Origin of the sequence: Xenorhabdus hominickii, assembly GCF_002632725.1 — a bacterium.
Classification (GTDB): Bacteria; Pseudomonadota; Gammaproteobacteria; order Enterobacterales; family Enterobacteriaceae; genus Xenorhabdus; species Xenorhabdus hominickii.
Genome location: NZ_NJAI01000004.1, coordinates 353,387 through 379,663, shown reverse-complemented (window position 1 = coordinate 379,663; position 26,277 = coordinate 353,387). Strand labels below are relative to the sequence as shown.

At 43.0% G+C, this 26,277-nt stretch carries 25 protein-coding genes; 19 read left to right on the top strand and 6 right to left on the bottom strand.

Translation table 11 applies throughout. The features are described from left to right. The 3 genes from Xhom_RS14000 to Xhom_RS13995 all read left to right on the top strand — a co-directional run. The coding region (locus Xhom_RS14000) for an IS1 family transposase (protein ID WP_244590775.1) at nucleotides 1–130 on the top strand (130 nt) is incomplete at its 5' end. A gap of 303 nt (nucleotides 131–433) precedes the next feature. Continuing rightward, nucleotides 434–601, top strand: a complete 168-nt coding sequence (locus Xhom_RS30225) for a hypothetical protein (RefSeq protein WP_157104585.1) — start codon at nucleotides 434–436, stop codon at nucleotides 599–601. Between the two features lie 612 nt (nucleotides 602–1,213). Then, entirely contained in the window at nucleotides 1,214–1,438 is a 225-nt protein-coding gene (locus tag Xhom_RS13995; RefSeq protein WP_069315133.1) for a hypothetical protein, read from the top strand. A gap of 250 nt (nucleotides 1,439–1,688) precedes the next feature. Here the strand turns inward: Xhom_RS13995 and smrB are convergent, their stop codons facing one another. Beyond that, a complete protein-coding gene (gene smrB / locus Xhom_RS13990) occupies nucleotides 1,689–2,234 on the bottom strand; it encodes an endonuclease SmrB (protein WP_069315134.1) in 546 nt (181 codons plus the stop codon). 184 nt (nucleotides 2,235–2,418) lie between these two features. On the opposite strand from smrB, the gene hutI reads away from it, so the two are divergent. The 13 genes from hutI to Xhom_RS13925 all read left to right on the top strand — a co-directional run bounded on the left by hutI (nucleotide 2,419) and on the right by Xhom_RS13925 (nucleotide 16,441). Further along, nucleotides 2,419–3,687: an imidazolonepropionase gene (gene hutI, locus Xhom_RS13985; RefSeq protein ID WP_069315135.1), complete on the top strand. Its 1,269-nt coding sequence runs from the start codon at nucleotides 2,419–2,421 to the stop codon at nucleotides 3,685–3,687. Between the two features lie 19 nt (nucleotides 3,688–3,706). Beyond that, entirely contained in the window at nucleotides 3,707–4,666 is a 960-nt protein-coding gene (hutG, locus tag Xhom_RS13980; protein ID WP_099139776.1) for a formimidoylglutamase, read from the top strand. Nucleotides 4,667–4,699: 33 nt separating this feature from the next. Continuing rightward, entirely contained in the window at nucleotides 4,700–5,431 is a 732-nt protein-coding gene (hutC, locus tag Xhom_RS13975) for a histidine utilization repressor (RefSeq protein WP_418384902.1), read from the top strand. Between the two features lie 325 nt (nucleotides 5,432–5,756). Further along, the gene (gene hutU, locus Xhom_RS13970; RefSeq protein ID WP_198148731.1) at nucleotides 5,757–7,436 is read left to right on the top strand and encodes a urocanate hydratase; all 1,680 of its coding nucleotides are present in this window, start codon (nucleotides 5,757–5,759) and stop codon (nucleotides 7,434–7,436) included. 14 nt (nucleotides 7,437–7,450) lie between these two features. Beyond that, nucleotides 7,451–8,983 (top strand): histidine ammonia-lyase, encoded by a 1,533-nt coding sequence (gene hutH / locus Xhom_RS13965; RefSeq protein ID WP_069315137.1) that lies wholly within the window; start codon nucleotides 7,451–7,453, stop codon nucleotides 8,981–8,983. A gap of 90 nt (nucleotides 8,984–9,073) precedes the next feature. Continuing rightward, nucleotides 9,074–10,432, top strand: coding sequence for an amino acid permease (locus tag Xhom_RS13960; protein ID WP_069315138.1), 1,359 nt, complete (start codon nucleotides 9,074–9,076; stop codon nucleotides 10,430–10,432). Nucleotides 10,433–10,654: 222 nt separating this feature from the next. Beyond that, on the top strand, nucleotides 10,655–11,587 hold the full coding sequence (gene prmB / locus Xhom_RS13955; RefSeq protein ID WP_069315139.1) for a 50S ribosomal protein L3 N(5)-glutamine methyltransferase: 933 nt from the start codon (nucleotides 10,655–10,657) through the stop codon (nucleotides 11,585–11,587). 147 nt (nucleotides 11,588–11,734) lie between these two features. After that, a complete protein-coding gene (gene aroC, locus Xhom_RS13950) occupies nucleotides 11,735–12,820 on the top strand; it encodes a chorismate synthase (RefSeq protein ID WP_069315140.1) in 1,086 nt (361 codons plus the stop codon). Nucleotides 12,821–12,905: 85 nt separating this feature from the next. After that, entirely contained in the window at nucleotides 12,906–13,706 is an 801-nt protein-coding gene (locus Xhom_RS13945; RefSeq protein ID WP_069315141.1) for a sulfite exporter TauE/SafE family protein, read from the top strand. Between the two features lie 21 nt (nucleotides 13,707–13,727). Then, complete coding sequence (locus Xhom_RS13940; RefSeq protein ID WP_069315142.1) at nucleotides 13,728–14,279, top strand: elongation factor P hydroxylase; 552 nt, start codon at nucleotides 13,728–13,730, stop codon at nucleotides 14,277–14,279. Nucleotides 14,280–14,300: 21 nt separating this feature from the next. Then, complete coding sequence (locus Xhom_RS13935) at nucleotides 14,301–14,576, top strand: YfcL family protein (RefSeq protein WP_069315143.1); 276 nt, start codon at nucleotides 14,301–14,303, stop codon at nucleotides 14,574–14,576. A gap of 531 nt (nucleotides 14,577–15,107) precedes the next feature. Further along, entirely contained in the window at nucleotides 15,108–15,830 is a 723-nt protein-coding gene (locus tag Xhom_RS36615; RefSeq protein WP_232326222.1) for a hypothetical protein, read from the top strand. A gap of 92 nt (nucleotides 15,831–15,922) precedes the next feature. Further along, complete coding sequence (locus tag Xhom_RS13925) at nucleotides 15,923–16,441, top strand: GNAT family N-acetyltransferase (protein WP_069315144.1); 519 nt, start codon at nucleotides 15,923–15,925, stop codon at nucleotides 16,439–16,441. 83 nt (nucleotides 16,442–16,524) lie between these two features. Here Xhom_RS13925 and mnmC read toward each other — a convergent pair whose 3' ends face one another. Beyond that, nucleotides 16,525–18,576: a bifunctional tRNA (5-methylaminomethyl-2-thiouridine)(34)-methyltransferase MnmC2/FAD-dependent 5-carboxymethylaminomethyl-2-thiouridine(34) oxidoreductase MnmC1 gene (gene mnmC / locus Xhom_RS13920; RefSeq protein WP_069315145.1), complete on the bottom strand. Its 2,052-nt coding sequence runs from the start codon at nucleotides 18,574–18,576 to the stop codon at nucleotides 16,525–16,527. A gap of 202 nt (nucleotides 18,577–18,778) precedes the next feature. Between mnmC and fabB the strand changes: the two genes are divergently transcribed. Further along, entirely contained in the window at nucleotides 18,779–19,993 is a 1,215-nt protein-coding gene (fabB, locus tag Xhom_RS13915) for a beta-ketoacyl-ACP synthase I (RefSeq protein WP_069315146.1), read from the top strand. 63 nt (nucleotides 19,994–20,056) lie between these two features. Here fabB and Xhom_RS13910 read toward each other — a convergent pair whose 3' ends face one another. Genes Xhom_RS13910 through Xhom_RS13900 form a run of 3 tightly spaced genes read right to left on the bottom strand, consistent with a single transcriptional unit; the run spans nucleotide 20,057 to nucleotide 22,999 of the window. After that, nucleotides 20,057–21,565: a tripartite tricarboxylate transporter permease gene (locus Xhom_RS13910; protein ID WP_069315147.1), complete on the bottom strand. Its 1,509-nt coding sequence runs from the start codon at nucleotides 21,563–21,565 to the stop codon at nucleotides 20,057–20,059. Between the two features lie 9 nt (nucleotides 21,566–21,574). After that, nucleotides 21,575–22,006 (bottom strand): tripartite tricarboxylate transporter TctB family protein, encoded by a 432-nt coding sequence (locus Xhom_RS13905; RefSeq protein WP_069315148.1) that lies wholly within the window; start codon nucleotides 22,004–22,006, stop codon nucleotides 21,575–21,577. A 12-nt stretch (nucleotides 22,007–22,018) separates the two neighbouring features. Beyond that, entirely contained in the window at nucleotides 22,019–22,999 is a 981-nt protein-coding gene (locus Xhom_RS13900) for a Bug family tripartite tricarboxylate transporter substrate binding protein (RefSeq protein ID WP_069315149.1), read from the bottom strand. A 282-nt stretch (nucleotides 23,000–23,281) separates the two neighbouring features. Here Xhom_RS13900 and tctD point away from each other — a divergent pair, with 282 nt between their 5' ends. Both tctD and Xhom_RS13890 read left to right on the top strand, forming a co-directional pair. Continuing rightward, nucleotides 23,282–23,947, top strand: coding sequence for a transcriptional regulator TctD (gene tctD, locus Xhom_RS13895; RefSeq protein ID WP_069315150.1), 666 nt, complete (start codon nucleotides 23,282–23,284; stop codon nucleotides 23,945–23,947). Beyond that, nucleotides 23,947–25,380 carry a sensor histidine kinase gene (locus Xhom_RS13890; protein WP_069315151.1) on the top strand — a complete coding sequence of 478 codons (1,434 nt, stop codon included), beginning with the start codon at nucleotides 23,947–23,949 and terminating at the stop codon, nucleotides 25,378–25,380. The genes tctD and Xhom_RS13890 overlap by 1 nt, the downstream gene beginning before the upstream one ends. Here the strand turns inward: Xhom_RS13890 and Xhom_RS13885 are convergent. After that, nucleotides 25,333–26,232, bottom strand: coding sequence for a DMT family transporter (locus Xhom_RS13885; RefSeq protein ID WP_069315152.1), 900 nt, complete (start codon nucleotides 26,230–26,232; stop codon nucleotides 25,333–25,335). The genes Xhom_RS13890 and Xhom_RS13885 overlap by 48 nt on opposite strands. Nucleotides 26,233–26,277 lie beyond the last annotated feature (45 nt).

The following is a 26,277-nucleotide window of genomic DNA, read 5'->3' as shown; positions in this document are numbered from 1 at the left end:
AGAGAGAACGAATTTAACTCAGCGTACTCGAGTAAAAAGACTGAATAGAAAAACTATCAGTTATTCAAAATCCGAAGAAATGCACGATAAGGTGATAGGAACTTTTATTGAGCGTGAGTACTATTTTTGATATTCAATCTAACTATTTAATACATGACCGGGATTTTCACCATACCTTTTGCTTTCATATTTACAAGGTTATTTAATGTAACTTAGTGACTAACGACTAATCTGACGGTAGAGCAAAGCCCTAATTCGGGCTTAGGTGATAACCCATTGATATTCAATCAGACGCCAAATTTTGCGTCTGCTTATACTTTGAGCATCTCAAAATCGGGGGGCGCAAAATACCATCAACAGTGTCCGAGGCAAGCACTGCCCCGATTATTTCGGGTCAGTTTGACCCCCACGATAAAATCAGTCTGGTGATTTTATGGCTAAAATAGTATCTAACTCATTAATATTAAATCAAACTGCAAATATGCAGTCTGCTTTTATTTTAACCGCCGGACTTATTGTCGGTTGGTTACCTCGTTGCATAGAGCAAGAACTTACCATCTTTAAGAGGGTTAGTTTGAACACCAAAAATATCGGTATGTAAAATGATGCATATTTATGTCGACGAAAAACGTTGATGCAAAATTCAATATCCGATAATCGGACTTTGAACGTAACTGATAGTTACTCGCAAATGACTTTGTGCATAAATGATATTGACTCACAAACTTTGCACATCTCTTTAAGAGGAGCACAAAAGAGTGAGGCAGAAACAAGGGGTTAAGTCGCTTTGTCCAGACCCTTGTGTCCAAGCAATACGTTGAAACACAATGCATTTATTGTGTTTGTCCAGCACATAAAGTAACCATAGAGGTATTCTCTGAGAACCAAAGTGAGGACCTCGGATAAATCAACGAGTTAACCAACTGTTGGGGAAATCCCAATGGTTTACGCGAGGTGTAATATCCCATCTTGGGTATTGAGATTTCCTCAAACACCTTTTGCTGAATGTAACTGAGTGACTGAATACGTATTACGTTCGCAGTGATTTAACTGACTGATTTTTATTATGAAGAAAAAACAAGATCATCTATAGGCGGTGGTAAATGGCACGAAGAAAGCAAAAGAACGCATCATTGATAGTCGCCACGGTCACAGGCAAGATTACCTTTGCCCCCAAGCGTATTAAAGTGCCAGACAGGTAAAGTACGCTACCATGCAGGTACAGAGCGATAAGCGCAATGATTACCCGCTGCGTGTTGTGGGATTTGATGAGATGGCAGCTATTGGTGATGCTGTTACAGAAAGGTCAGGTGATCACTGTTATGGGGAGATCTTCTTACTGGCAGGGCTATCAGTTAATTGCTTCCTCAATCGCTCTATAGGTTACGACGAAATGCGTCGCGACCTCTTCACAAGGTTGGTAAGTTTAACGTACTAACCCACTCACTGAATTTGCAGAGCTGATTTTAAGCTTTGATATAAAAACAATGAGTAACAGAATGGTCAGCCCCAATTCTTCTATTCACTGCCGACAAAATTCGTCGTTAGTCATTAGCTCAGGGCGTTTAGTGTACTGACCTTGTACATCCCCTTAGCCTGATCTTCCTTTCACCCTGTTCTCATCTTATGCCTTGCTTATAGATTTGTTCAGCAATTTATATATAAGTAATTGAATTATATGTCAATAATTATTGACGTTGTATAAATTCATCCATTTCTACCAAAATGAGCAAGGCAGCGTTTCCTCCCCACTCTTTGGGAGCTTGGTGAAAGGCGATAATATCAGGGTGTTGGGCGAGCCATAATGGTGTTTGTTGCTTGAGAATATGTTTACCATGACCGTGCATAACGCAGGCACAATAAATATGTTCACGTCGGCAAGCAGCAATTAACGCGCCAATTTCTTGTTTGGCCTGCAATTGCGTTAACCCATGTAAATCGAGAAACAATTCTGGGGAATAATCTCCACGACGCAACTTCTTCAATTCATAGTGATTGTCACCTTCTCTAATATAGCGGGTTGGTCCTTCTGTATCGAGATTCGGTTGGAACTCATCAGAAAAATAGTAACTGGCGTCGATTTGTTCTTGCATAAGACGCTTTGGGGCGACATGGCTTATTTTTTTTCTTTTCGGGGTATGGGTAACCGTATCTTGAACGATGCGACGAGCTCCGGTCACAGACGTTCTGAATAGACTGATATCTTCTTCGTTTAGTAGATTTTTCTTCTTCATTACACGTTAATTCACTCACATCTTTTGGTTAGTTTAACTGATTTTTTGTGATTTTTCTTGGAAGCTATCGTTTTAAAGGTCAGGTTGTTCATAAAATGATTTGACAATTGAGCCTGGTTATAAAATATATGTATATACAACATGAAAATTTATACTAACAAGAAAAAATAACAGGACGATAATAATGTCGATTGAACTGAAAGATAGCGATGTTATTTGGTGTAATGCCAGACTTGCTACAATGAACCCTACAATTAATCACATTGATGGCAAAAATAATTATGGCATGTTAGAGCAGCATGACCTTATTGTTCGAGATGAAAAAATCTTAGCGATCTTACCGACAAATAGCGTTCCAGCCAGCCAGTGTAAAGTTATCGATGTAGGGCAACGGCTCATTACCCCTGGTCTGATTGATTGTCATACCCACTTGGTTTTTGGTGGTAATCGGGCGTCTGAATGGGAACAACGTTTGAATGGTGTTTCTTATGAAGAAATCAGTGCTAAAGGTGGTGGGATTAATTTCACAGTCAATGCTACGAGAAACAGCTCAGCCTATCAACTGGAGATGTCTTCCCAAAATCGGCTGAATTCTTTAATTGCAGAAGGCGTGACGACAATTGAGATAAAATCAGGTTATGGACTGGATCTGGAAAGTGAGGAGAAACAGTTGAATGTCGTGCGGGCATTGGCACAGAAAAATGCTATCGAAATCAGCCCGACATTACTTTCAGCCCATACGGTTCCCCCTGAATATAAACACAATCCTGATGCCTATATCGATTTAATTTGTGATTCTATCCTTCCGACACTCTGGCAAAAGCAGTTATTCGAATCCGTTGATGTGTTCTGTGAAACGGTTGGTTTCAATCTTAGCCAGACCAAGCGCCTGTTTGATGCGGCAAAGCGCTTGAATATTCCCGTAAAAGGCCATGTTGAACAACTTTCTAATCTGGGAGGAAGTGAACTGGTTGCTGAATATCGAGGTCTGTCAGTTGATCATATTGAATATTTGGATGAAAAGGGGATTGAAGCTATCAGCCGCAGCGGAACAGCCGCTGTCCTACTGCCAGGCGCATTTTATTTCCTAAAGGAAACTAAACGCCCTCCCATTGCATTATTGCGCCAATATGGTGTCCCGATGGCTATTTCGACCGATTTTAATCCGGGTACTAGTCCTTTTGCCTCTTTGCGCCTGATTATGAACATGGCCTGTGTACAATTTGGTTTAACACCCGAAGAAGCGTGGCTGGGCGTAACCATTCATGCGGCCAGAGCATTAGGTCGGGCTGACAGTCATGGTCAATTGGCGGCAGGTTATATGGCAGACTTTGTTGTTTGGGATGCTCAGAATCCCGTTGATATTTTATATGAAATAGGACATAACCCGTTGGTTTATCGTATTTATCGCGGTGAAATCACGCATCATAATCATTTCAATAACCATAATTAATGATAACGAGGGAAAGGACATGAATTTATGGCATCCTACATCGGAAAATATCTGGCAAGGGCGTAATGATCTTGCCGAAGCGGATAATGCTTTGCGTGTATTTCAGACAATCAAACAACCTGCCCATTTTTCCCCAGAAAAATATCCTCATCACATTGCGTTATTGGGATTTGAGTGTGATGAAGGTGTCAAACTTAACCAAGGTCGTCCGGGAGCAAAGTTAGGGCCTGAATATTTGCGTCAGTCATTGGCAAATCTCGCAAGCTATGATGGCCATGATCGACTGGTTGATTTGGGAAATATCCGCGCCAACCCCGAAAGATTGAGTGAAGCACAGAGTGCCCTTAGTGATGCGGTATATGAGTGCCAGCAGCAGAATATGCGAACGCTTATTTTTGGGGGGGGGCATGAAACGGCATTTGCACATGGAATGGGAATTTATCGTGCGTTTCCGACACAGCGTGTAGGCATCATCAATTTTGATGCACATTTAGATCTGCGAAATTCATCTCAACCTACATCAGGAACACCATTCCGGCAGCTTGCCCATTATTGCCAGAAGGATCAGCGCCTATTTAATTACACTTGTGTTGGAGCCAGTTTGGCGTCGAATACTCAAGCGTTGCTGGATGAGGCCAACCATCTTGATGTCACCATTATTTGGGATACGCATTGTGTTGAGTCGATGCTGGATAAGGTCCAGCAGCAACTGCAAGATGTCATTAATCAAGTCGATATCATTTATCTGACTATCGATCTGGACGTATTGCCAATTTGGCAAATGCCAGCCGTTTCTGCACCAGCAGCGTTAGGTGTTCCGCTAGAACGTTTACTGCCATTAATTCAACTTATCTGTCAGAGCAAAAAGTTGCAAGCTGTGGATTTGGTCGAACTTAATCCTTTGTATGATATTCAAGGAATGGGAGGCAAGGCTGCGGCTCGTCTTGCGTGGCAATTAGTCCATTGGTGGAACAAATAATTAGTGGAACAAATAAGCGAGAAGGGAGCCATTGTGACAGCTGATTTACCAGAGACATTTGCCAAACCAGTGCCTTTGTATGCGAAAGTCAAACAAGCGATTATTGAGAAAATCCATACAGGGGAATGGAAACCGCATGATCGTGTTCCTTCAGAAGCGGAATTAGTTAAACAATTCAATTGTAGCCGCATGACCGCTAACAGGGCGTTGCGGGAACTTATGACAGAAGGTTTTTTGTTTCGTCTGCAAGGTGTGGGTTCATTTGTTTCTGAACCGAAAGGACAGTCTGCCCTGTTTGAAATTCACAGTATTGCGGATGAAATTGCTTCACGTGCTCATCAGCACAGTTGCAAGGTGCTAAAACTCGCTGAAGAGAGTGCCAATATGACGCAATCAGCGGAATTTGGTATTACGGTAGGTACGCCTATCTACCATTCCATTATTGTCCATTATGAAAATGATGTGCCAGTGCAGGTTGAAGATCGTTATGTCAATGCTCAGGCTGTACCGGAATATCTGAAACAAGATTTCAGCCAGCAAACAGCCCATGATTATTTATCACATGTAGCGCCTCTGACAGAAGGGGAGCATATTGTTGAAGCGGTTGCGGGCGATGCCCGTTCTTGCCGATTACTGCAAATTGAGGCAAATACGCCTTGTTTGTTAATTAGTCGCCGAACTTGGTCGAAAGAATTCATTGTATCGAGTGCCAAGCTTTTGTTTCCTGGGCATCGATATAAATTGAAAGGACACTTTAGTTCATGATTTGCCCATCAGTTCATGATTTGTTTACTCGTTTATGATTTGTCATCGGGCCACAAAAAAACCTCTTTTCCCTTTTAAGGGGAAGAGGTTTTCATCAATGTTTGTGATAATAATGTAAATGAAGTGTGATATAAAACACAAAGACAGCAAAAAAATTTCCCTGCCTATCACAGAATAAATCATCAATATCTTATTGATATTTATTATTAATTATAATCCATGCCATATTATCGACTTTATCTGTGTCACATTTTTGCCTATTGAACAGACATGTATATACAACTATACAATTGATAAAATTAATAAAGATGGAAATAGGAAAATCGTGACGATGCAAAATAATAAACTTAGCAACGTAATCATTCGTGCCCCCAGAGGGACACAACTCACAGCAAAAAGTTGGTTGACAGAAGCACCACTCCGTATGCTCATGAATAACCTTGACCCTGATGTTGCCGAGAATCCCGGTGAGTTGGTGGTGTATGGTGGAATAGGTCGTGCAGCCAGAAATTGGGCATGTTATGAAAAAATCGTTGAGACGCTGAAGAATTTGGAAGATGACGAAACCCTATTGGTACAGTCAGGCAAGCCGGTCGGTGTTTTTAAAACACATGAAAACGCACCTCGCGTATTGATTGCCAACTCGAATCTGGTTCCACATTGGGCGACATGGGAACACTTTAACGAATTAGATGCCAAGGGGCTGGCGATGTATGGCCAGATGACTGCGGGTAGCTGGATTTATATCGGTAGTCAGGGCATTGTTCAGGGCACTTACGAAACTTTTGTTGAAGCGGGTCGCCAGCACTATAACGGTAGTTTGACGGGGCGTTGGGTTCTGACAGCAGGGTTGGGCGGCATGGGGGGAGCGCAGCCTCTGGCAGCAACGTTGGCAGGTGCCACTTCATTGACGATAGAGTGCCAGCAAAGCCGCATTGATTTCCGTTTGCGTACTAAATATGTAGATGAGCAGGCTGTTGATCTGGATGATGCTTTATCGCGTATTGAGCGCTATACGCGGGAAGGTAAAGCAGTGTCAATAGCATTGTGTGGTAATGCAGCAGAAATTTTGCCTGAGTTGGTAAGTCGTGGCGTGCGTCCTGATTTGGTAACGGATCAAACCAGTGCACATGATCCATTGCATGGTTATTTGCCAGCAGGTTGGACATGGGAAGAATATTGCCACCGTGCTGAAACTGAGCCAGAAGTGGTAATCCAAGCGGCGAAAGCCTCAATGGCTGCACATGTTGAAGCCATGCTGGCCTTTCAGAAACAGGGTATACCGACTTTTGATTATGGCAATAACATCCGCCAAATGGCGAAAGAATCAGGTGTTGAACACGCTTTTGATTTTCCGGGATTTGTTCCTGCCTACATTCGTCCTCTGTTCTGTCGCGGCATCGGGCCATTCCGTTGGGTGGCTCTCTCCGGTGATCCTGAGGATATTTATAAAACCGATGCTAAAGTAAAAGAGTTGTTGCCAGATGATGCTCACTTACATCATTGGTTAGATATGGCGAGAGCGCGCATTAGTTTCCAAGGTCTGCCAGCACGTATTTGCTGGGTCGGATTGGGTGATCGCGCCAAATTGGGATTGGCATTCAATGAAATGGTACGCAGCGGAGAACTTTCTGCACCGATTGTGATTGGTCGTGACCATTTGGATTCAGGCTCTGTCGCCAGTCCTAACCGTGAAACAGAATCCATGCAGGATGGCTCTGATGCTGTTTCTGATTGGCCATTACTCAACGCTTTATTGAATACCGCCGGTGGCGCGACATGGGTTTCCCTGCATCATGGTGGTGGTGTTGGTATGGGGTTCTCACAGCATTCCGGCATGGTCATTGTTTGTGATGGTACTGATGAAGCTGCAGAACGTATTGCCCGGGTACTACACAACGATCCGGCAACCGGGGTTATGCGTCATGCAGATGCTGGTTATGAATTGGCTGTCCAATGTGCGAAAGAGCAAGATCTGAACTTGCCAATGATTGATGTGAAATAAGGAGCATTATTAATATGAAAAATATGACTATACGTCCTGGAAAAATGACATTTGAAGAATTACGCTATGTTTATCAGCATCCTGTTCACATTAATCTGGACGAGCAATGTTTCCCTGCCATTGAAGAAAGCGTCGCTTGTGTCAATCGTATCATTAGTGAAAACAGAACCGCGTACGGAATCAATACGGGTTTTGGTTTGTTGGCAAATACGCGTATTGCAGAAGAAGATTTGGAAGAGTTACAGCGTTCTATCGTATTGTCTCATGCTGCTGGGGTGGGAAAGCCTTTGCCGGATGAAATTGTCCGATTGATTATGGTGCTGAAAATCAACAGCCTTGCTCGTGGTTATTCTGGCATTCGTCTGGAAGTGATTCAGGGATTGGCCGCTCTGGTCAATGCCGAAGTTTATCCTTGCATTCCAAGTAAAGGTTCAGTTGGTGCTTCAGGTGATTTGGCTCCATTGGCACATATGAGCTTAATATTGTTGGGTGAAGGTAAAGCTCGCTATCGTGGTGAATGGTTGCCAGCAACAGAGGCGCTGGAAAAAGCGGGACTTAAGCCGATCCGTCTTGTCGCAAAAGAAGGATTGGCACTGCTCAATGGAACACAAACTTCAACCGCATTTGCTTTAAAAGGACTGTTTGCCGCAGAGGACTTACTTGCATCGGCTATTATTTGCGGTTCACTATCTGTCGAAGCGGCTTTGGGGTCTCGTAAACCATTTGATGCACGTATTCATGAAGCACGAGGTCAGCAAGGTCAAATTGATGTAGCAACCCTTTATCGTCTGGTACTGGAAGACTACAGTGATATTTCTGAATCTCATCATAACTGCCCTAAAGTCCAAGATCCTTATTCATTGCGCTGTCAGCCACAAGTGATGGGGGCTTGTTTAACTCAGATCCGTCATGCAGCCGATGTGATTATGGTTGAAGCCAATGCGGTCTCTGATAATCCTCTAATATTTACTGAAGAAGATGAAGTAATTTCTGGCGGTAATTTCCATGCGGAGCCTGTTGCTATGGCGTCAGATAATCTGGCTATCGCATTGGCAGAAATTGGCTCATTGTCAGAACGCCGTATTGCTTTGCTGATGGATAGCAATATGTCTCAGTTGCCGCCATTCTTGGTCGAAAATAGTGGTGTGAACTCCGGTTTTATGATTGCACAGGTAACCGCAGCAGCGCTGGCAAGTGAGAACAAAGCACTGGCACATCCTTCCAGTGTTGATAGCTTGCCTACTTCTGCCAATCAGGAAGATCACGTATCAATGGCTCCGGCCGCGGGTCGCCGCTTATGGGAAATGGCGGATAACGTGCGTGGGATCTTAGCCATTGAGTGGCTGACGGCGTGTCAGGGGATGGATTTTCGTCATGGCTTGAAGAGTAGTGTGATACTGGAAAAAGCCCGTCATATCCTCCGTGATAAAGTTGCGCATTATGATAAAGATCGCTTTTTCGCCCCCGATATTGATAACGCTATTCAACTGCTGGTTGAACAACGGCTTTCTGCATTGCTGCCGACCGGAAAGATCTTAGAAAACTAAGCACAGACACATCGTCTAAGGCCGGATAACACCGGCCTTATCGTAGTATTTATCTTTTCCAATCTAATAATAAAAGACACAGGATAAATCATGCAAAACATCTCACAACTCAAGCGAGGGTTAAGTGTTCGCCATATTCGCTTTATGGCACTGGGGTCTGCAATTGGCACAGGACTTTTCTATGGTTCAGCTGGCGCTATTCATGCTGCGGGGCCGGCAGTATTACTGGCCTATGCCATTGGTGGTGCTGCCGTTTTTATGGTCATGCGAGCATTGGGAGAAATGGCGGTTCATCGCTCCGAACCGGGATCTTTTTCTTATTATGCTACCCATTACTTAGGGCCATTAGCGGGGTTCCTGACGGGATGGACTTACGTTTTTGAAATGTTAGTCGTCTGTCTCGCTGATATCACCGCATTTGGCATATATATGAAACTCTGGTTTCCCCATGTCGATCAATGGATTTGGGTACTCAGTATTGTCTTTTTCATTGGGGCGATAAATCTATGTAATGTTAAAGTGTTTGGTGAAATGGAATTCTGGCTTTCTATCATCAAAGTCGCTGCTATTATCGCCATGATCATCGGTGGCCTTTTCCTTATGATGTATGGTTTTGGTCAAGACGCCGGTAATAGCATTGGCCTATCGAACTTGTGGGAACATGGCGGGTTCATGCCAAATGGCATTGCAGGAGTGATTGCTTCATTTACGGTGGTGATGTTCGCATTCGGTGGTATTGAAGTCATCGGCATTACCGCTAGTGAAGCGAAAAATCCGGAAAAATCCATTCCGCGTGCGATTAATGCGGTTCCATTCCGTATTTTGTTATTTTATGTTCTTACCTTATTTGTTCTGATGTGCATTTATCCGTGGAATCAAGTGGGACAGAATGGGAGCCCATTTGTCCAAATATTCTCTAATCTGGGAATTGATTCGGCAGCCAATATCTTGAATGTTGTCGTAATTACAGCTGCAATTTCTGCGATCAACAGCGATATCTTTGGTGCCGGACGGATGATGTATGGTATGGCACAGGAAAAACAGGCACCATCATTTTTCACACAACTCACTAAAAACGGCGTACCGTGGGTCACTGTTGTGGTGATGTCAGGGATCTTGCTGGTCGGCGTTGTTTTGAATTATTTGCTGCCGGAAAAGATTTTCGTAATTATTGCTTCTATCGCGACATTTGCAACTGTTTGGGTGTGGCTGATGATTTTGCTGTCACAATATATGATGCGTCGCAAAATGACAGCAGAAGAAGTTAAACAGCTTAAATTTCCTGTTCCTTTGTGGCCTGTTGCTCCTATTGTAGCCATTGCATTTATGGCATTCGTTATTGCGGTGTTGGGATATTTCCCCAGTACCCGGCTTGCACTGTACGTTGGGGTAGTCTGGATAGCATTATTGACTATCAGCTATTACCTGTGGGTGAAGAAGTCTAAATAACACCCAATATCCTCATCCACCCTGCCGACACAGGGTGGTTTTTATCTTTCTCCACTTCGTTTTGGCCTGCTTCTGGCACGATATTTTCCCGACAGAATTTATTCCTGAGATAATTCACATGTCCAGAAAGCTGATTTGTGTCTATGTTCATGGCAAACTAGCGCGTTAATACTTTTTCATGCGTCTATGCGTTAATACTTTTTTGTTGTTTTGGAGGTGCTTTTGGATAAAATTTTTGTAGATGAGGCTGTTGCGGAGCTGCATACCATTCAGGATATGCTGCGTTGGTCTACCAGCCGATTCAATGCTGCCAACATCTATTATGGTCATGGAACAGATAACCCGTGGGATGAGGCTTTACAATTAGTGCTTCCTACTCTGTATTTGCCTCTGGATATTCCTGAATCGATGATGACATCACGCTTGACCTTAACAGAGCGCCATCGCATCGTTGAACGTGTTCTGCGTCGTATCAACGAGCGTATTCCAGTGGCTTATCTGACGAATCGCGCATGGTTCTGCGGCCATGAATTTTATGTCGATGAACGTGTTCTGGTTCCTCGTTCACCGATTGGTGAATTGATTAACAATCAATTTACAGGATTAGTTTCACATGAACCATCGACCATTTTGGATCTGTGCACCGGCAGTGGCTGCATAGCGATTGCTTGCGCTCATGCGTTTCCTGAAGCTGAAGTGGATGCTGTTGATATTTCTGCTGATGCGTTAGCAATCACCGAGCAAAATATTGAGGATCACGGGCTTTCACATCGCGTGATTCCGATCCGTTCGGATTTATTCCGTGATATGCCTCCGATGAAGTACGATCTTATTGTCACTAATCCTCCGTATGTGGATGAGGAAGACATGAGTGATCTGCCGGATGAATTCCGTTGTGAACCTGAATTGGGATTAGCTGCGGGAGTGGATGGATTGCAACTGGCTCGCCGTATTCTTGCAACTACGCCTGATTTCCTTACGGAAGACGGGGTACTGATTTGTGAAGTGGGTAACAGCATGGTACATCTGATTGAGCAATATCCAGAAGTACCATTTACATGGCTGGAATTCGAACATGGTGGTGACGGTGTTTTCATGCTGACTCGTCAGCAATTAGTTGAACATCATGAGTATTTCCATCAGTTCAAAGACTAATATTTTTTCAGTGCGCTCAATGATTAAAACGGATACGTCATCAAATTAAAGGCAAATAAAATTGATGAAATAAGATAGGTTTTAATCATTGGGTAGGTTATGGTTATTCGATCTCATTTTTAACGCATTAATGATGGCAGGGTAAGAATGGCAGGAAATAGTATTGGGCAGTTTTTTTGTGTCACTACGTTTGGCGAGTCCCACGGGATCGCGTTGGGATGCATTGTCGATGGTGTTCCGCCCGGCATTGCTATTACAGAAGCTGACTTACAAATTGATTTAGACAGACGTCGCCCGGGAACCTCCCGTTATACAACGCAGCGTCGTGAACCCGATCAAGTCCGAATTCTTTCTGGTGTTTTTGACGGTGTGACTACAGGCACCAGTATTGGCCTGATGATCGAAAACACCGATCAGCGTTCACAGGATTACGGTGCGATTAAAGATGTTTTCCGCCCAGGTCATGCCGACTATACTTACGAACAGAAATATGGACTACGAGACTACCGTGGTGGTGGGCGCTCATCTGCCCGTGAAACCGCGATGCGTGTTGCGGCGGGTGCGATTGCCAAAAAATATCTGTTTGATAAACACGGCATTCACATTCGTGCCTGCCTGACTCAGATGGGGAATATTCACTGCGAATTGAAAGATTGGGATCTCGTCGAGCAAAATCCTTTTTTCTGCCCTGATGATAGTAAATTGTCTCAACTTGATGAATTACTGCGGGCACTGAAAAAAGAGGGGGATTCTATTGGTGCGAAAGTCACTGTAATTGCCGAAAATGTCCCTGCGGGGTTGGGAGAGCCGGTTTTTGACCGCTTGGATGCTGATATTGCTCATGCTCTGATGAGCATTAATGCGGTGAAAGGCGTTGAAATAGGCGATGGTTTTGGTGTTGTAAACTTACGTGGCAGTGAAAATCGCGATGAAATCACAACACAGGGATTCACCAGCAACCATGCGGGTGGCATTCTGGGTGGAATTAGCAGCAGCCAGCCAATTGTTGCACATATTGCTCTGAAACCGACATCCAGCATTATGGTGCCAGGAAAAACCATCAATCGTCAGGGCGAAGAAGTGGATATGGTGACCCGCGGTCGGCACGATCCTTGCGTCGGTATCCGTGCTGTACCGATTGCAGAAGCGATGATGGCAATTGTACTGATGGATCACTTACTGCGCCAGCGGGCACAGTGTGCCGATGTGACATCTTCGCTTCCACGTTGGTAAATCAGGAAGGGTTCCTGATACAAGCTCCGGTCGATGCTGAAAAGGCATCATAATAATGGGTAGCAGTTTTCTGGTGAAATAAATAATGGAATGGTCATTACTGGGCCCGGATATTTACGGTTTCCTCTTTTTGGTTGCGATGGTTGCAGGTTTTATCGATTCTATAGCAGGTGGCGGGGGATTATTGACCATCCCCGCTCTGCTATCCGTGGGAGTATCCCCTGTCCAGGCGCTGGCGACGAGTAAACTTCAAGCTGTAGGGAGTTCATTCTCTGCCAGTCTTTACTTTATCCGCCGTGGTATAGTGGATTGGCGCTCTCAGCGTTTTGCTATCGTTATGACCCTGTTCGGCGCTATGTTGGGTGCCTTATTGGTTCAATTTGTATCACCGGATTTTCTGCGTTATTTATTGCCGGTATTGGTGATCATTATCGGTCTTTATTTTCTATTGGTACCCAATATTGGGGCAGAAGATCGGAAGCGTCGTCTTGGTCCACTCGCATTTGGTTGTCTGATTGGGAGCGGAATTGGTTTCTATGACGGTATATTCGGACCGGGAACCGGCTCCTTTTTCGCGCTGTCTTATGTCATGCTCTGTGGATACAATTTGGCAAAAGCAACGGCTCATGCAAAGGTACTGAATTTTGCATCCAACATTGGTGCTTTAGGCTTTTTTATTCTCAGTGGACAAGTCATATGGTTACTGGGTTCTGTGATGCTGATAGGGCAAATGATTGGTGCGCGGTTGGGTGCAGGTCTTGTACTTAGCAGAGGGCAAAAATTGATCCGCCCGATGTTAGTCACGGTTTCTTTTTTAATGAGTATAAAACTTATCCATGATAATCATGGGGATAGTATCCGCTCTTGGTTGGCATTTTATTTTTAATTTTGGGATCCGCATTAATACATGACAGCACATCATTATCAACAACTGATTGAAATTTTTGATAATTGCTTTAGCGATGATTGTAACACCCGTTTAATAAAAGGTGATGATGAGCCGATTTATCTGCCCGCAGATGGTGAAGTGAGCTATGACCGGATTGTATTTGCCCACGGTTTCTATGCCAGCGGATTACATGAAATTTCGCATTGGTGCATTGCGGGTAAAGAGCGCCGTAAACTGATTGATTTTGGTTACTGGTACTGCCCTGATGGCCGTGATGCTCAAACACAGGCTGAATTCGAAAAAGTAGAAGTTAAGCCACAAGCGTTGGAGTGGTTATTCTGTATGTCAGCTGGTTTTCCTTTTAATATCAGTTGTGACAATCTGGAAGGGGATTTCGAGCCGGATCGCTTTGCTTTTCAGCGAAAAGTGCATGCTCAAGTCATGCAATACCTTGAAAATGGAATACCAACACGAGCAGCACGCTTTATTCAAGGTCTGCAATCGTTTTACAATACTCCCCCACTAGAAGCTGAACATTTTCCCTATCCGGAAGATCCTTTTGCTAATTGAAATTGATTTTGAGGAATAACAATGCTCGCAGAGTTTGAAACACGCATTCTGGCACAAATTGATGATATGGTTGAACATGCCAGTGATGACGAATTATTTGCTGGTGGATACCTCCGCGGGCATCTGACATTGGCTGTTGCTGAGTTGGAACAAGAAGGTGCTAATACCGCTGAGCAGCTCCATCAGCGTGTTGAAGAAAGTGTCCATAAAGCGATTAAAGTGGGTGAATTGACACCACCGGATCAAGTTTTGGTTTTGACGACATGGCAAACATTACTGGATAATGCGAAAACTTAATTTATTTATACATCATTATTTCTATTTAGGGCTATTTACGTAGCCCTTTATTTTTTCTGATTGGGCAGAGTCATCATCTATTCACGATTACAAAAAAATTCGTACTGGATCTCAATAATGAGAATAAATAGTGATATCTTCATCTTTTTTGATCTTTTTATAATGAATATAAAGTAAATTTATATGGGTTTTAAATTGACGCCATAGCTAATATTTCAATTAATAGCATTCTATTTATTACTATGGGTTAGGTGTGATTTTCTATTATTATTCTGAAATGTTATTTAAATAATCTCTGCTTTAATCGATAAGGTGAAAATATTTATTATTATCTTAAAATGATCATATTGTTAATGGAACGTCTGATGATTAAAAAATGTAGGGATGATAAAGTTGGAGCAATAGCAGGGTAGGGAATGATGGTTTTTTACATGATTAACTAACTTAAACTTATATACAAGAGGTTGATATGAATTTGTGATTAACGAATTGGGAAAAGGATAATTCAGGGATGTTTAAGGAGACAGTACTATGAAAACAGAAAGATATTCTGTTCAGAGTGAATACGGATTTTATACTGAAAATAATAAAATACTTTTTTTACCTGATTCGATAAATTTTAGTTACTTAAAATATGTTGGGAAAAAAGAGATGAGTACGACATTAGAAAAAAGAATTGAAAATCTGGAATCAGATGTTGCACAAGTAAAAGCAGATGTTGCCGTTATAAAGTCAAATTATGCGATAAAATCGGATATTGAGACTATTAATTTATTAATTTGTAAGGAAATAAGTTCTGTTTGTACTGATGTATCGTTGTTAAGTAGTGAAATGGTATCTATGCGCAAAGACATATCATCATTGAACAGTGAGATGTCATCTGTACGTGAAGATATATCAACCTTGAACAGTAATATGTCATCTGTGCGCATGGACATATCATCATTGAAGAGCGAGATATCATCTGTACGTGAAGATGTATCGTCCTTGAACAGTGAAATGTCATCTGTGCGCAAGGATATATCATCATTGAAGAGCGAGATGTCATCTGTACGTGAAGATATATCGTCCTTGAACAGTGAGATGTCATCTGTGCGTAAGGATATCTTATCTATACATCAGAGAATATCATCTATACATGAAAGTATGTCCGATAGAATAGCTTCTCAAACTAAGTGGATGGTAACAATCATGTTTGGTTTTTCTGGTATAGTTATTGCTGCAATGAGATTTATGTTATTGAGTGCTCACTAAGTAGAAAAATTTAACTTCTGTAATGCGGTTTTGTAATTGTATTTTTTCTACTGAATTAAATGAATAACACTGAGGCATAGTTAAGAAAAAATATGTTTTCTATTCGCTTAACACAAAAATCAGATGTAAGTCGACTGCCAGCAGTCGAATATTCTGCTGCGAAATTATTTAGTTTTATACCAGAATTGTCCTGGATAGCTGATGGTCATGTGCAAACGGAACAACAACATCTGGAGTATCTTTCACAAGACAATAGTTGGATTGCCCTTAATAATATCCAGCCTATAGGTTTTATTTTGGCTAAGCCACTGAATGATGGGTTACATATTATGGAGCTTTCAGTACATGAACATTGGCAAAGGAAAGGCATCGGAAGGGCATTGATTGAAAAAGTGGTTCAAGTTGCTGAACAACGTAATCTCCAAGCTGTTACATTAACAACGTTTCGTCATGTCAGTTGGAATGCTCCTTTTTATCAAAGATTGGGATTCGACATTTTGAAACCACAACAAATTACAGCAGCACTACGCAAAATTTTACAAAGTGAAATTGATTACGGATTTACTGAAGAACAACGTTGTGCCATGAAACGTTTGATCACCACATCTTAACGCAGTGCTGGTTTTTGAGAATGAAAATACAGAATATTGCATCAGGTATGATGTTTTACATACCTGATGCAGATAAGGTGTTTTTAAGGCTTTTCAGTTCTTACTGCTTTGCCCCGTAATAGCTTTCTGACCCAAAATCGGTTTGGATGTAAAGCGGCTAATGTTTCATCATCAAGCGGCAATGCCTCCCCAAAGATCTGGCTTGCCAGTAGTTCAGCACTTAAAGGGGCTGAACATAATCCGCGTGAACCCAATGCCCCAAGGGTAAATAAATTAGGATAGCAAGGGGAATCATCAACGGCGCCACCTGTACTTATTCGTTGGGGTAAGTTTGCATATTTTTCCATAACTTCGCTGAAATTAGGCACGTTTCCAACCATAGGCATATGATCCCGAATAGCACACCGTATACCTTGACGGGATTTGCCTTCAGAAATATCAATTTGCTGTACCCAATCAACATCAGGAAAACATTTCAATAAACGATTACGGTTTTCTTGTTGTTCGATAGAAGAATAGTGTGTATCCAATTGTTCGCGTTGGTAGCTGGCTCCAATGCAGTGATACTGATTATGGTGATTAACAGGGGTCATATACCCATCATAGCACAGCACACTTTTTAGTTTACTGAGGTTATTTGTTGTGGGAATATGGCTGACTTGACCACGAACAGCCGTGACAGGAAGTTTTTTAGTTTGTTCAAATTGTGGCAGGCAGTGACCATTGGCGATGATGACAACGCTGTGGTTTTTGCGTTGTAAATTCTTCTGTCCCTCAATATCTAATTGCCAGCTATTTTTATTCTGAATCAGTTGGGTCACTTTATGATTGAAATACACTTGCATTCCTTGTCGCTCAGCAAGGTTAATCACTGATTGAGTTAATTGAGCAGGGTATAACCATCCTCCTTGTGGATAGTGGATGCCATGATGATTAACGTCCAATCCGCTTATATGGCTAATTTGTTGGCGATCCATGCCAAGTGCAATTGTTTCCGGCCACTGTGTTTGCAATATCTTGCCTATTTTTTTGTCACTTTTTTCATCATAAGCTAGCTGACTGACACCACACCATTGATGGTCAAATAATACATTTTCATTGATTAATTGGTCATACTGACGGCGGGAAAAAGTAAATGCCGACGTGAAAAAACGTTCTAATGGGTCATCCCGACCATTCAATAAAGGATAAATCGCGCCTTGCCGATTGCCTGATGCATTCTGAGCGGGGTGAGCATCCTGACAATATAGCGTGACTTTTGCACCACGACGTAATAAAGCCAGTGCGGTCAATGCGCTGGCAATACCTCCACCAATGATGGCGATATCCTCAGTATGTGTGGCTGTTTGGCGAGAAAACCATGGTGTGCGAGATGGAAAGAGAGAAGTACTGGTTGATGGAGATAAAATACCAGTAAGCATCTCCCTTTTACGTCCGAAGCCTTTAATCTTCGAGACAGTAAAGCCAGCTTCTTGTAAACCTCGGCGAACGATACCGGCGGAGGTAAATGTCGCAAACGTGCCTTTAGGACGGCAAAATTTTGCCATTGCAGCGAACAGTTGTTCGCTCCACATTTGTGGATTTTTGGAGGGTGCAAAGCCATCTAAAAACCAGGCATCAATTTTCCCAGTCAGGTTTGAAGTTATCTCCGGTAATAAATCATTGACATCCCCAAACCAAAGATCCAGTGTGATAGCGCCATTAGCAAGGATTAACCTGTGGCAACCCGCAAGAGGCAAGGGCCATTGTTGACATAATTGTTCTGAAAATTCCTGAAGTTCGGGCCAGCGTTGATGTGCTGTTTTCAGGTCTGCTGCCTGCAAGGGATATTTTTCAAAACTGATGTAATGGAGCCGTTTTAAGGTGGCATCAGGGTGTTGCTGTCTGAAAACAGAAAAAGCCCGCCAGAGCGTTAGAAAATTCAATCCAGTACCAAAACCGGTTTCTGCAATAACGCAGTCTGAGCGAAGATGGGTGTTAAAGCGTTGAGGAAAATTATTGCCTTTCAAAAATACATATAAAGTTTCTTCTAAGCCATCTTGATTTGAAAAATAAACATCATCAAACTGCTCTGAAATGGGGGTGCCCTGCTCATTCCAGCTTAGGGTGGCGCTGCTGATAGCACTGTTTTTCACAATAATGCCTGTATCGTTGACAAAATAATATGAGTGATTTTAACGGCCTTCATGTAGTTGTACCACCCAAGCTAGGGCTTAAGACCTGAGTCCAGATCAATTTTTCTGTGATTTTTTGACCTGATCGGACTTGTTCAGCGTACAAGTGTACGCTAAAGTGCAGGGGAAAATCCCGCTGGTAAACATATTGATGAGGTAAGGAATGAAACGTGCAGTAATCACTGGTCTGGGTATTGTTTCCAGTATTGGTAATAACCAGGAAGAGGTGCTGGAGTCTCTGAAAGAAGGCCGTTCCGGGATAACTTTCTCTGAAAAATTCAAAGAAATGGGAATGCGCAGCCACGTTTGGGGCAATGTAAAGCTGGATACATCAGGTTTGATAGACCGTAAAATCCAACGTTTTATGAGCGACGCATCTATTTATGCTTATCTAGCAATGGACGAGGCCATTAAAGATTCAGGTCTGTCCGATGAACAAGTTTCTAATTTTCGCACTGGGATTGTGGTGGGTTCAGGAGGTGGTTCCCCATACAACCAAGTTGCAGGTTCAGACGGTATGCGTGCCCGAGGATTACGTGGCGTTGGGCCTTATATGGTCACACGAGCGATGGCTTCCGGCGTATCGGCATGTCTGGCAACGCCTTTTAAAATTAAAGGGGTCAACTATTCCATCAGTTCTGCCTGTTCGACTTCTGCACATTGTATCGGTCACGCAGTTGAGTTAATTCAACTGGGTAAACAAGATGTTATTTTTGCGGGTGGTGGTGAAGAATTAAGCTGGGAAATGGCTTGTGAATTCGATGCAATGGGTGCGCTTTCCACTAAATATAATGAGACACCAGAACAAGCTTCCCGTACTTACGATCAAAACCGCGACGGTTTCGTGATTGCAGGCGGTGGCGGTATTGTCGTTGTTGAAGAATTAGAGCATGCATTGGCTCGCGGTGCCCATATTTACGCTGAGATTATCGGCTATGGCGCAAATTCAGATGGAGCGGATATGGTTGCACCTTCTGGTGAAGGGGCTGTACGCTGCATGAAGATGGCGTTGGACGGTATTGAAGGTGGCGTGGATTATATTAACACTCACGGAACATCGACACCAATTGGTGATTTGAAAGAGCTGGAAGCCATTAGAGAAGTTTTTGGTGACGATACGCCTGCTATTTCTGCCACTAAAGCAATGACCGGCCATTCATTAGGTGCGGCTGGTGCCCATGAAGCGATTTACAGCTTACTGATGTTGGAGCATGGTGTTATTGCACCAAGTATCAATATTGAAGATCTGGATGAAAAAGCACTAGGTATGAATATCATCACTGAACCTACCGAACGCGAGCTAAGAACGGTAATGTCCAATAGCTTCGGGTTCGGTGGTACAAATGCTTCTCTGGTGATGCGTAAATATTCAGACTAATTACTAAAAAAATCATCAGCGAGAATGAGAGCCAATCCATGAGCTATGGATTGGCTACTTTAATTATGGTGTCAGGTTTTTATTACGGCGTTTATTAATGGTGCGTAAAACAGGAGGGACAATAATTACCAATACCGCCAGAACCAGCAGAACCTGAGCAATGGCACTACTCCATAGAATTCCAAAATGTCCATTACTGATTGATAGCGCGCGTCTTAGATTTTGTTCCAGCATTTCACCTAATACAAACCCCAAAATCAATGGCGACATTGGAAAGTTCAATTTTCGGAGTATATAGCCAAAAACACCTAACCCAATCATCAGCATCAGATCAAATGTGGTACTGTGAACAGCATAGACGCCGACTGCCGAAACAATAGCTATTGAAGGAACCAGAAACCACATCGGAACATTCAGTATACGGGTAAATAACCCAATCATTGGGATATTCATAATCAGCAACAAAATGTTGGCGATCAATAGGGCGGCAATAAGTCCCCAGACAATGTCCGGTTGTTCTGTAAACATAGTCGGGCCGGGTGTGGTGTTATAAAGCGTCAGAGCACCTATCATGACAGCAGTTGTGCCTGAGCCGGGGACACCAAGAGTAAGCATCGGGATAAATGAACCACATGCTGAAGCATTATTTGCGGCTTCTGGTGCAGCAACACCACGAATATCGCCCTTACCAAACGAATCACTGTTACCACTGATCCGTTTTTCCGTCATATAGGTAATTGCACTCGCAATTGTTGCTCCTGCGCCGGGCAGTATGCCGACAAAAAAACCAATTACTGAAGAGCGTAACGTTGGTCCGACACAGGTAGCGGCTTCTTTCCTATTGAAAAGCAATCGTCCAGTGTTGCGTATCCTCTTTTGCCCCGTAGACGTGCTTTCCAGCATCAATAAAATTTCACTGACTGAGAACAGACCAATCACCACGACGATAAATTGAATGCCATCGGATAGGTGTATGCTATTGAAAGTGAAACGATAAACGCCGGTATTAGCATCCACACCTACAGTTGCTAAACCCAGACCGATTAAGGCTGCCAATAATGATTTGATGGGATTTTGGCTCATCATACTGCCGAGGCAGGCAATCGCAAAAACCATCAGTGCAAAATACTCAGCAGGCCCAAATGCCAAAGACCATTGTGCCAAAAGAGGGGCAAATAAAATGATGCCCGTGATAGCCAGCAATGAACCGAAAAACGAACTGACGGCTGAAATAGAGAGTGCAACCCCCGCTTTACCTTGCTTTGCCATTGGGTAACCATCAAGGGCGGTCATTATTGCAGCAGCGTCTCCCGGTACATTCAGCAATATCGAAGAAATGCGACCACCATATTCACAACCAATATACACTGTTGCCAATAATATGAGAGCGGATTCAGCCGGTAACTTTAATGCAAAAGCCAGTGGAAGAAGGATCGCCACGCCATTTATGGGGCCAAGGCCGGGCAGTAAACCAACAACAGTACCAATAAAACAACCGATTAATGCAATGGCTAAGTTTTTAGGCATTAATGCAACTTCAAAACCTTGGCTCAGATATATCCAAGTATCCATGTTGTCTCCTTAACTGAGCCAACTGCCGACGGGCAGCGTGACATCTAACAGGCGATCAAAGGCAAAAAAGAGCGAAATACCAAGAAATAGACCTGAGATAATCGCTGCAGGGAGCTTGGCGTTGAACAATAATGCGACACTGATAGTCAACAATGTTGTTGCCAGAGGAAAACCTAGCCATTCAAATGACCATGCGTAAATGGCTAGTGAAACAATTAATAACATTAGACGATGCAATACTTTTGGCGCAGGCCAATGAATGAGATCAGGTTTCTTGAATATCAACAGTAATGCACAAAGCGCCGATAATGAAAGAATAGCGATTGGAAATGGGCGGGGGCCGAGAGGCTCATAGCTATATTCACTATGGATTTCCCAGCCAATGACTAGCCCAATTCCGCAAAGAACTAACCAGACAGCGGCAAAGATACGATCGCTCACGATACCACCTTATTATTTTGCTAAACCAAAGGATTTGGCCATCTCATGATATTGGACAACTTGTTTTTTCACATACTCATCCAACTCTTTGCCCGTCATGTTAAATTCAAATAACCCGCGCAGATCGCGTTGTTTTTTGAACTCTTCAGTTTGTTGTAGCTTTTTAAAGGTATCTACCCACCATTGGTATTGTTCATCAGTCACTTTTGGCCCTACATAAAAACCGCGAATCACAGGCCAAACGAGATCATAACCCTGTTCTTTTGCCGTCGGAACATGTGCCAGATCACCATCCAGGCGTTTGTCGGCATAGACTGCAAGGACACGGAGCTTATCACCATTAAGATAAGATAAGATTTCACTCAGATCGCCGGAAACGGCTTGAATGTGGTTACCCAACAAGGCTGTAATTGGCTCTCCACCGCCTTCAAAGGCGACATAACGCATCTTGCGGGGATCAACACCCGCTTCTTTTGCCAGTAATGCTGTTTTCATCCAATCCTGACTACCGATAGAAGCCCCAGCACCGAATACAATGCTGTCAGGGGATTTTTTGAACGCATCCATAAGGTCTGTTAACGTCTTGTAAGGGGAATCACTGCGCACAGCAATCATGCCGTAGTCTGTGCCGACACTGGCTAGCCAACGCACATCATTCACGTTGTATCGACCAAATTTACCTTGAGCAAGGTTCAACAGAGAACCTCCTGAAAAGGCGACAATGGTGCCAGACTCAATAGGTCTTTGAGCAATGATGGTATTATAGGCAACGGCACCGACACCACCGGGCATAAACGTTACCCGCATCGGCTTGTTGATGGCTTTGGTTTCCAATAAAGAAACCTGAACCAGCTTACAGGTTAGATCAAAACCTCCACCGGGCTTGGCTGGTGCAATACATTCGGTTCTATCGGGAGCAGCAATTGCAAAGGCATTAGTACAGACAAGTAGATTTGCAGTGGTTAATAAGGCTTTGAATATTCTCATTTTGATTCCTCATATAGCACCAGTAAAGAAAAATAACAGGGATGACAAATTTTTGGTGCATTTTTATTTATAGAATCGAAACCTTTCAATTACCTTTCATTAACAATAAAATTTGCCTGGATGTGAACTTAGTCGCCTAATTTGCGTAATGTTTCACATGAAAATGTTGATCAATTGTTTCTAAAGACGTTTTATGTTAACCCATAAACAATTACCAAATCTTAATGTTGCATTTGTATAATATTTCCGTTTTATTCCTCTGTTGATTTTTAACAGTGGATATTACTCATGCGCCTTTTATTGGTTGAAGATCATACTGACTTATCACATTGGTTACAGAAGGCATTGAGTCATTCTGGGTTTGTAGTTGATCTGGCTGAAGATGGTATTGTGGCTGATCAGCTTTTGCAGACTGAAAATTATGCCTTACTGATTTTGGATATTTCGTTACCTAGGTTGGATGGGTTTTCACTGTTATTGCGATTGCGTAAGCGTGGGCAAAATTTACCTGTTCTGTTATTGACCGCTCAAACTGATGTGGCGGATCGTGTGAACGGGTTGAATTCTGGTGCTGATGATTACCTAACTAAGCCTTTTGATTTTCAAGAGTTGGGAGCTCGTATTCGAGCGTTGTTGCGTCGTGGGTCAGGTATATCGCAAGAGACACAAAAATTCGGTTCATTAGTTTATGAAGATGAAGGTTATTTCGTATTAAATAATGTACCGTTAGCACTGACGCCCAGAGAATTATCCGTTTTAACAACACTCTTTCATCGGCGAGGACGTCCTGTTTCTAAACTGCAATTGTTTGAGCAGGTGTTTTCTCTATCGGATGAAGCGAATCTACAAAGTATAGAACTGTATGTTCATCGATTGAGGAAAAAGCTACTCAGTAGTGACGTGAGAATATATACATTACGTGGGTTGGGATACCGGCTGGAGCTGAAGGAGTAATGAATTTTTTCAAAATACCACGGTCGTTATTTCACCAGTTGCTGCTGTTCTTTGGGGTGCCTCTAGTATTATTGGGCGGTGCTTCTGTTTATAGTCAGTATGTCGGTGTGAAAAATGCCGCGACATATGCCTATGATCGAACCTTGCTTGCATCGGCCAGAACGGTTGCAGAACGTCTGATTGTTCAAGATAACCATCTGATTGTCGATGTTTCTTATGTTGTTTTGGACAGCTTTGAGCGAAATACCAATGATCGTCTTTACTATCAAGTTATCTCACCAGATGGAAAAACGATTTCTGGTTACGATAACCTTCCTCTCATACCTCAGCATACTCAGCGTTCACCATTGTACACAGCACTTGCGTATTTTTATGATGCGGAATATCAGGGGCAGCGAATACGCGTTGTGGCACTGTACCAGCCCATTAATGAGGGCGGTATTATGGGGATATCATTGATATTAGTAGCTGAGACTGTGATTTCTCGTCAATATATGGCGCAGCAATTACTGTTCTCTTCGTTGGTAAGTCAGGGCACTGTCGTGTTGTTAACGCTGCTTCTCGCTTACATTCTGCTAAAGAAGTTACTTAAGCCGCTGAAAAAACTCTCTGGCGTTATGATCCGCCGTTCTGTCAATGATCTTACTCCTTTGCCAGATATTTTACCGTGGTCTGAACTTTCCCCATTACTTCAAGCGTTCAACCGATATATAGAACGTTTAAAATTAATGGTTGGGCGTCAAGAGCGATTTAGTGCAGATGCTTCCCATCAGCTCAGGACGCCCTTAGCCGTATTAAAAACACAGGTAGCTGTGGCACTTGGTGAGCAGGACCCAGAACAAAGGGAAAAAATTCTGCGAGCGATTAACAACAGTTTGGATGGTATGATTTTGTTGACCGATCGCTTATTGCAGCTGTCAAAACTTAAAGTTCATGAAAAAGAGGCGATCCAAAATTATCAGCCAGTCAATATTGTCGAATTGTTGCAACAAGCCTGCTTTTCCCGTTTGCAGCAAGCCGAAAGCAAAGGGATTGATTTAGGTTATGAAGGGGAAGACGCTCTATGGATTAAAGGCGAGCCCCTATTGTTAGCAGAAATGTGTGCCAATTTGCTGGACAATGCTATCAAATATACGCTACCAAAGGGGATGGTGACAGGCAGGGTGAGAATGATCCCAGACAAAAAATATTGTTGTCTGGAAATTGATGATTCTGGGCCGGGTATTGCGGAAGAAAATATCAGCCAATCACTTATGGCATTTAACCGTCTGGATAATGCCGCGGGGTTGGACGGCGCAGGGTTAGGGCTGACCATCGTCAAAGAAATTAGCCTGTATCACGGTGCCTCACTCCAACTTTTGCCGAGTGAGGCACTGGGCGGATTGCTAGTTCGAATTGTATTCAGGCTTTCTACGCGTGAGTGGGATGCGTAATTGCTGCGCAAGTATCACACCAACTAGCACAATTCCCCCTCCAATCAGGTGATAACTTTGCATTTTTTCATGGAGAACCAGAATAGCAATGATAGCGGTAAATACGGGGGCCAGGTTCATAAAGACAGACGTCATGTTTGCACCAATGCGCACCACACCCTGTATCCACAAGTAGGGCGCAATAATTGATGCAGGAATGCCGGCAAATAAAACAAGAGAAATATTGTCGGCCGTTAACTGAACATTTTCCGTCATGATGAAATTGGGCAGAAGCAGTAAAACACCAAAAGCAATTTGTAAATAGAGTGATTGCCAGTTAGGTAATGGAATGGCCCAGCGTTTTGTTAAAACGCCATATAAAGCGTAGGAAGCAGATGCGATAAACATCAATACTTCGCCGATCCCCAAGCCATGTTGTAATAAAGAAGCTGGGTTTCCTTTGCTGACCAACCAGGTAAGGCCGAACAACGAAAATGCCGTACCGAGGGTGATACCCACCGTCGGGGCAACCCGCAGGACAAAAATACTGATAATGACGGTCAATAATGGAATCAATGAAGTAAGGATCCCTATCAGGGTAGCACTGACAGTATGGGCCGCATAATATGCAAGACTTTGGTTCAGTACCATGCCAAGAAAGCCCAAAATTAATAATTTCCACCAATATTGGCTAACTGTTTTCCACTGTTTCAGGACAGGCAATAAAATAAAAGGAGTCAATACTAGGAAGGCAATGAACCAACGGTAAAAAGCGATTGCAGCAGGTTCAATTGAGGTGGCTGCGGCTTTACTGACGACGGCGTTCATTGACCAGATCAGCACCGCGACGAGGGGAAACAATAAATTCTTCATTGAACTAAGTGACTTATATGAGTGTATCGTTTCTTTAGTTTAGCA

What these genes read in the sequence shown, in the direction of transcription:
- Xhom_RS30225 (WP_157104585.1), top strand. Translation starts at nt 434, where the DNA reads ATGGCTAAAATAGTATCTAACTCATTAATATTAAATCAAACTGCAAAT.
- Xhom_RS13995 (WP_069315133.1), top strand. Translation starts at nt 1,214, where the DNA reads ATGCAGGTACAGAGCGATAAGCGCAATGATTACCCGCTGCGTGTTGTG.
- smrB (WP_069315134.1), bottom strand. Translation starts at nt 2,234, where the DNA reads ATGAAGAAGAAAAATCTACTAAACGAAGAAGATATCAGTCTATTCAGA.
- hutI (WP_069315135.1), top strand. Translation starts at nt 2,419, where the DNA reads ATGTCGATTGAACTGAAAGATAGCGATGTTATTTGGTGTAATGCCAGA.
- hutG (WP_099139776.1), top strand. Translation starts at nt 3,707, where the DNA reads ATGAATTTATGGCATCCTACATCGGAAAATATCTGGCAAGGGCGTAAT.
- hutH (WP_069315137.1), top strand. Translation starts at nt 7,451, where the DNA reads ATGAAAAATATGACTATACGTCCTGGAAAAATGACATTTGAAGAATTA.
- Xhom_RS13960 (WP_069315138.1), top strand. Translation starts at nt 9,074, where the DNA reads ATGCAAAACATCTCACAACTCAAGCGAGGGTTAAGTGTTCGCCATATT.
- aroC (WP_069315140.1), top strand. Translation starts at nt 11,735, where the DNA reads ATGGCAGGAAATAGTATTGGGCAGTTTTTTTGTGTCACTACGTTTGGC.
- Xhom_RS13945 (WP_069315141.1), top strand. Translation starts at nt 12,906, where the DNA reads ATGGAATGGTCATTACTGGGCCCGGATATTTACGGTTTCCTCTTTTTG.
- Xhom_RS13940 (WP_069315142.1), top strand. Translation starts at nt 13,728, where the DNA reads ATGACAGCACATCATTATCAACAACTGATTGAAATTTTTGATAATTGC.
- Xhom_RS13935 (WP_069315143.1), top strand. Translation starts at nt 14,301, where the DNA reads ATGCTCGCAGAGTTTGAAACACGCATTCTGGCACAAATTGATGATATG.
- Xhom_RS36615 (WP_232326222.1), top strand. Translation starts at nt 15,108, where the DNA reads ATGAAAACAGAAAGATATTCTGTTCAGAGTGAATACGGATTTTATACT.
- Xhom_RS13925 (WP_069315144.1), top strand. Translation starts at nt 15,923, where the DNA reads ATGTTTTCTATTCGCTTAACACAAAAATCAGATGTAAGTCGACTGCCA.
- fabB (WP_069315146.1), top strand. Translation starts at nt 18,779, where the DNA reads ATGAAACGTGCAGTAATCACTGGTCTGGGTATTGTTTCCAGTATTGGT.
- Xhom_RS13910 (WP_069315147.1), bottom strand. Translation starts at nt 21,565, where the DNA reads ATGGATACTTGGATATATCTGAGCCAAGGTTTTGAAGTTGCATTAATG.
- tctD (WP_069315150.1), top strand. Translation starts at nt 23,282, where the DNA reads ATGCGCCTTTTATTGGTTGAAGATCATACTGACTTATCACATTGGTTA.
- Xhom_RS13890 (WP_069315151.1), top strand. Translation starts at nt 23,947, where the DNA reads ATGAATTTTTTCAAAATACCACGGTCGTTATTTCACCAGTTGCTGCTG.
- Xhom_RS13885 (WP_069315152.1), bottom strand. Translation starts at nt 26,232, where the DNA reads ATGAAGAATTTATTGTTTCCCCTCGTCGCGGTGCTGATCTGGTCAATG.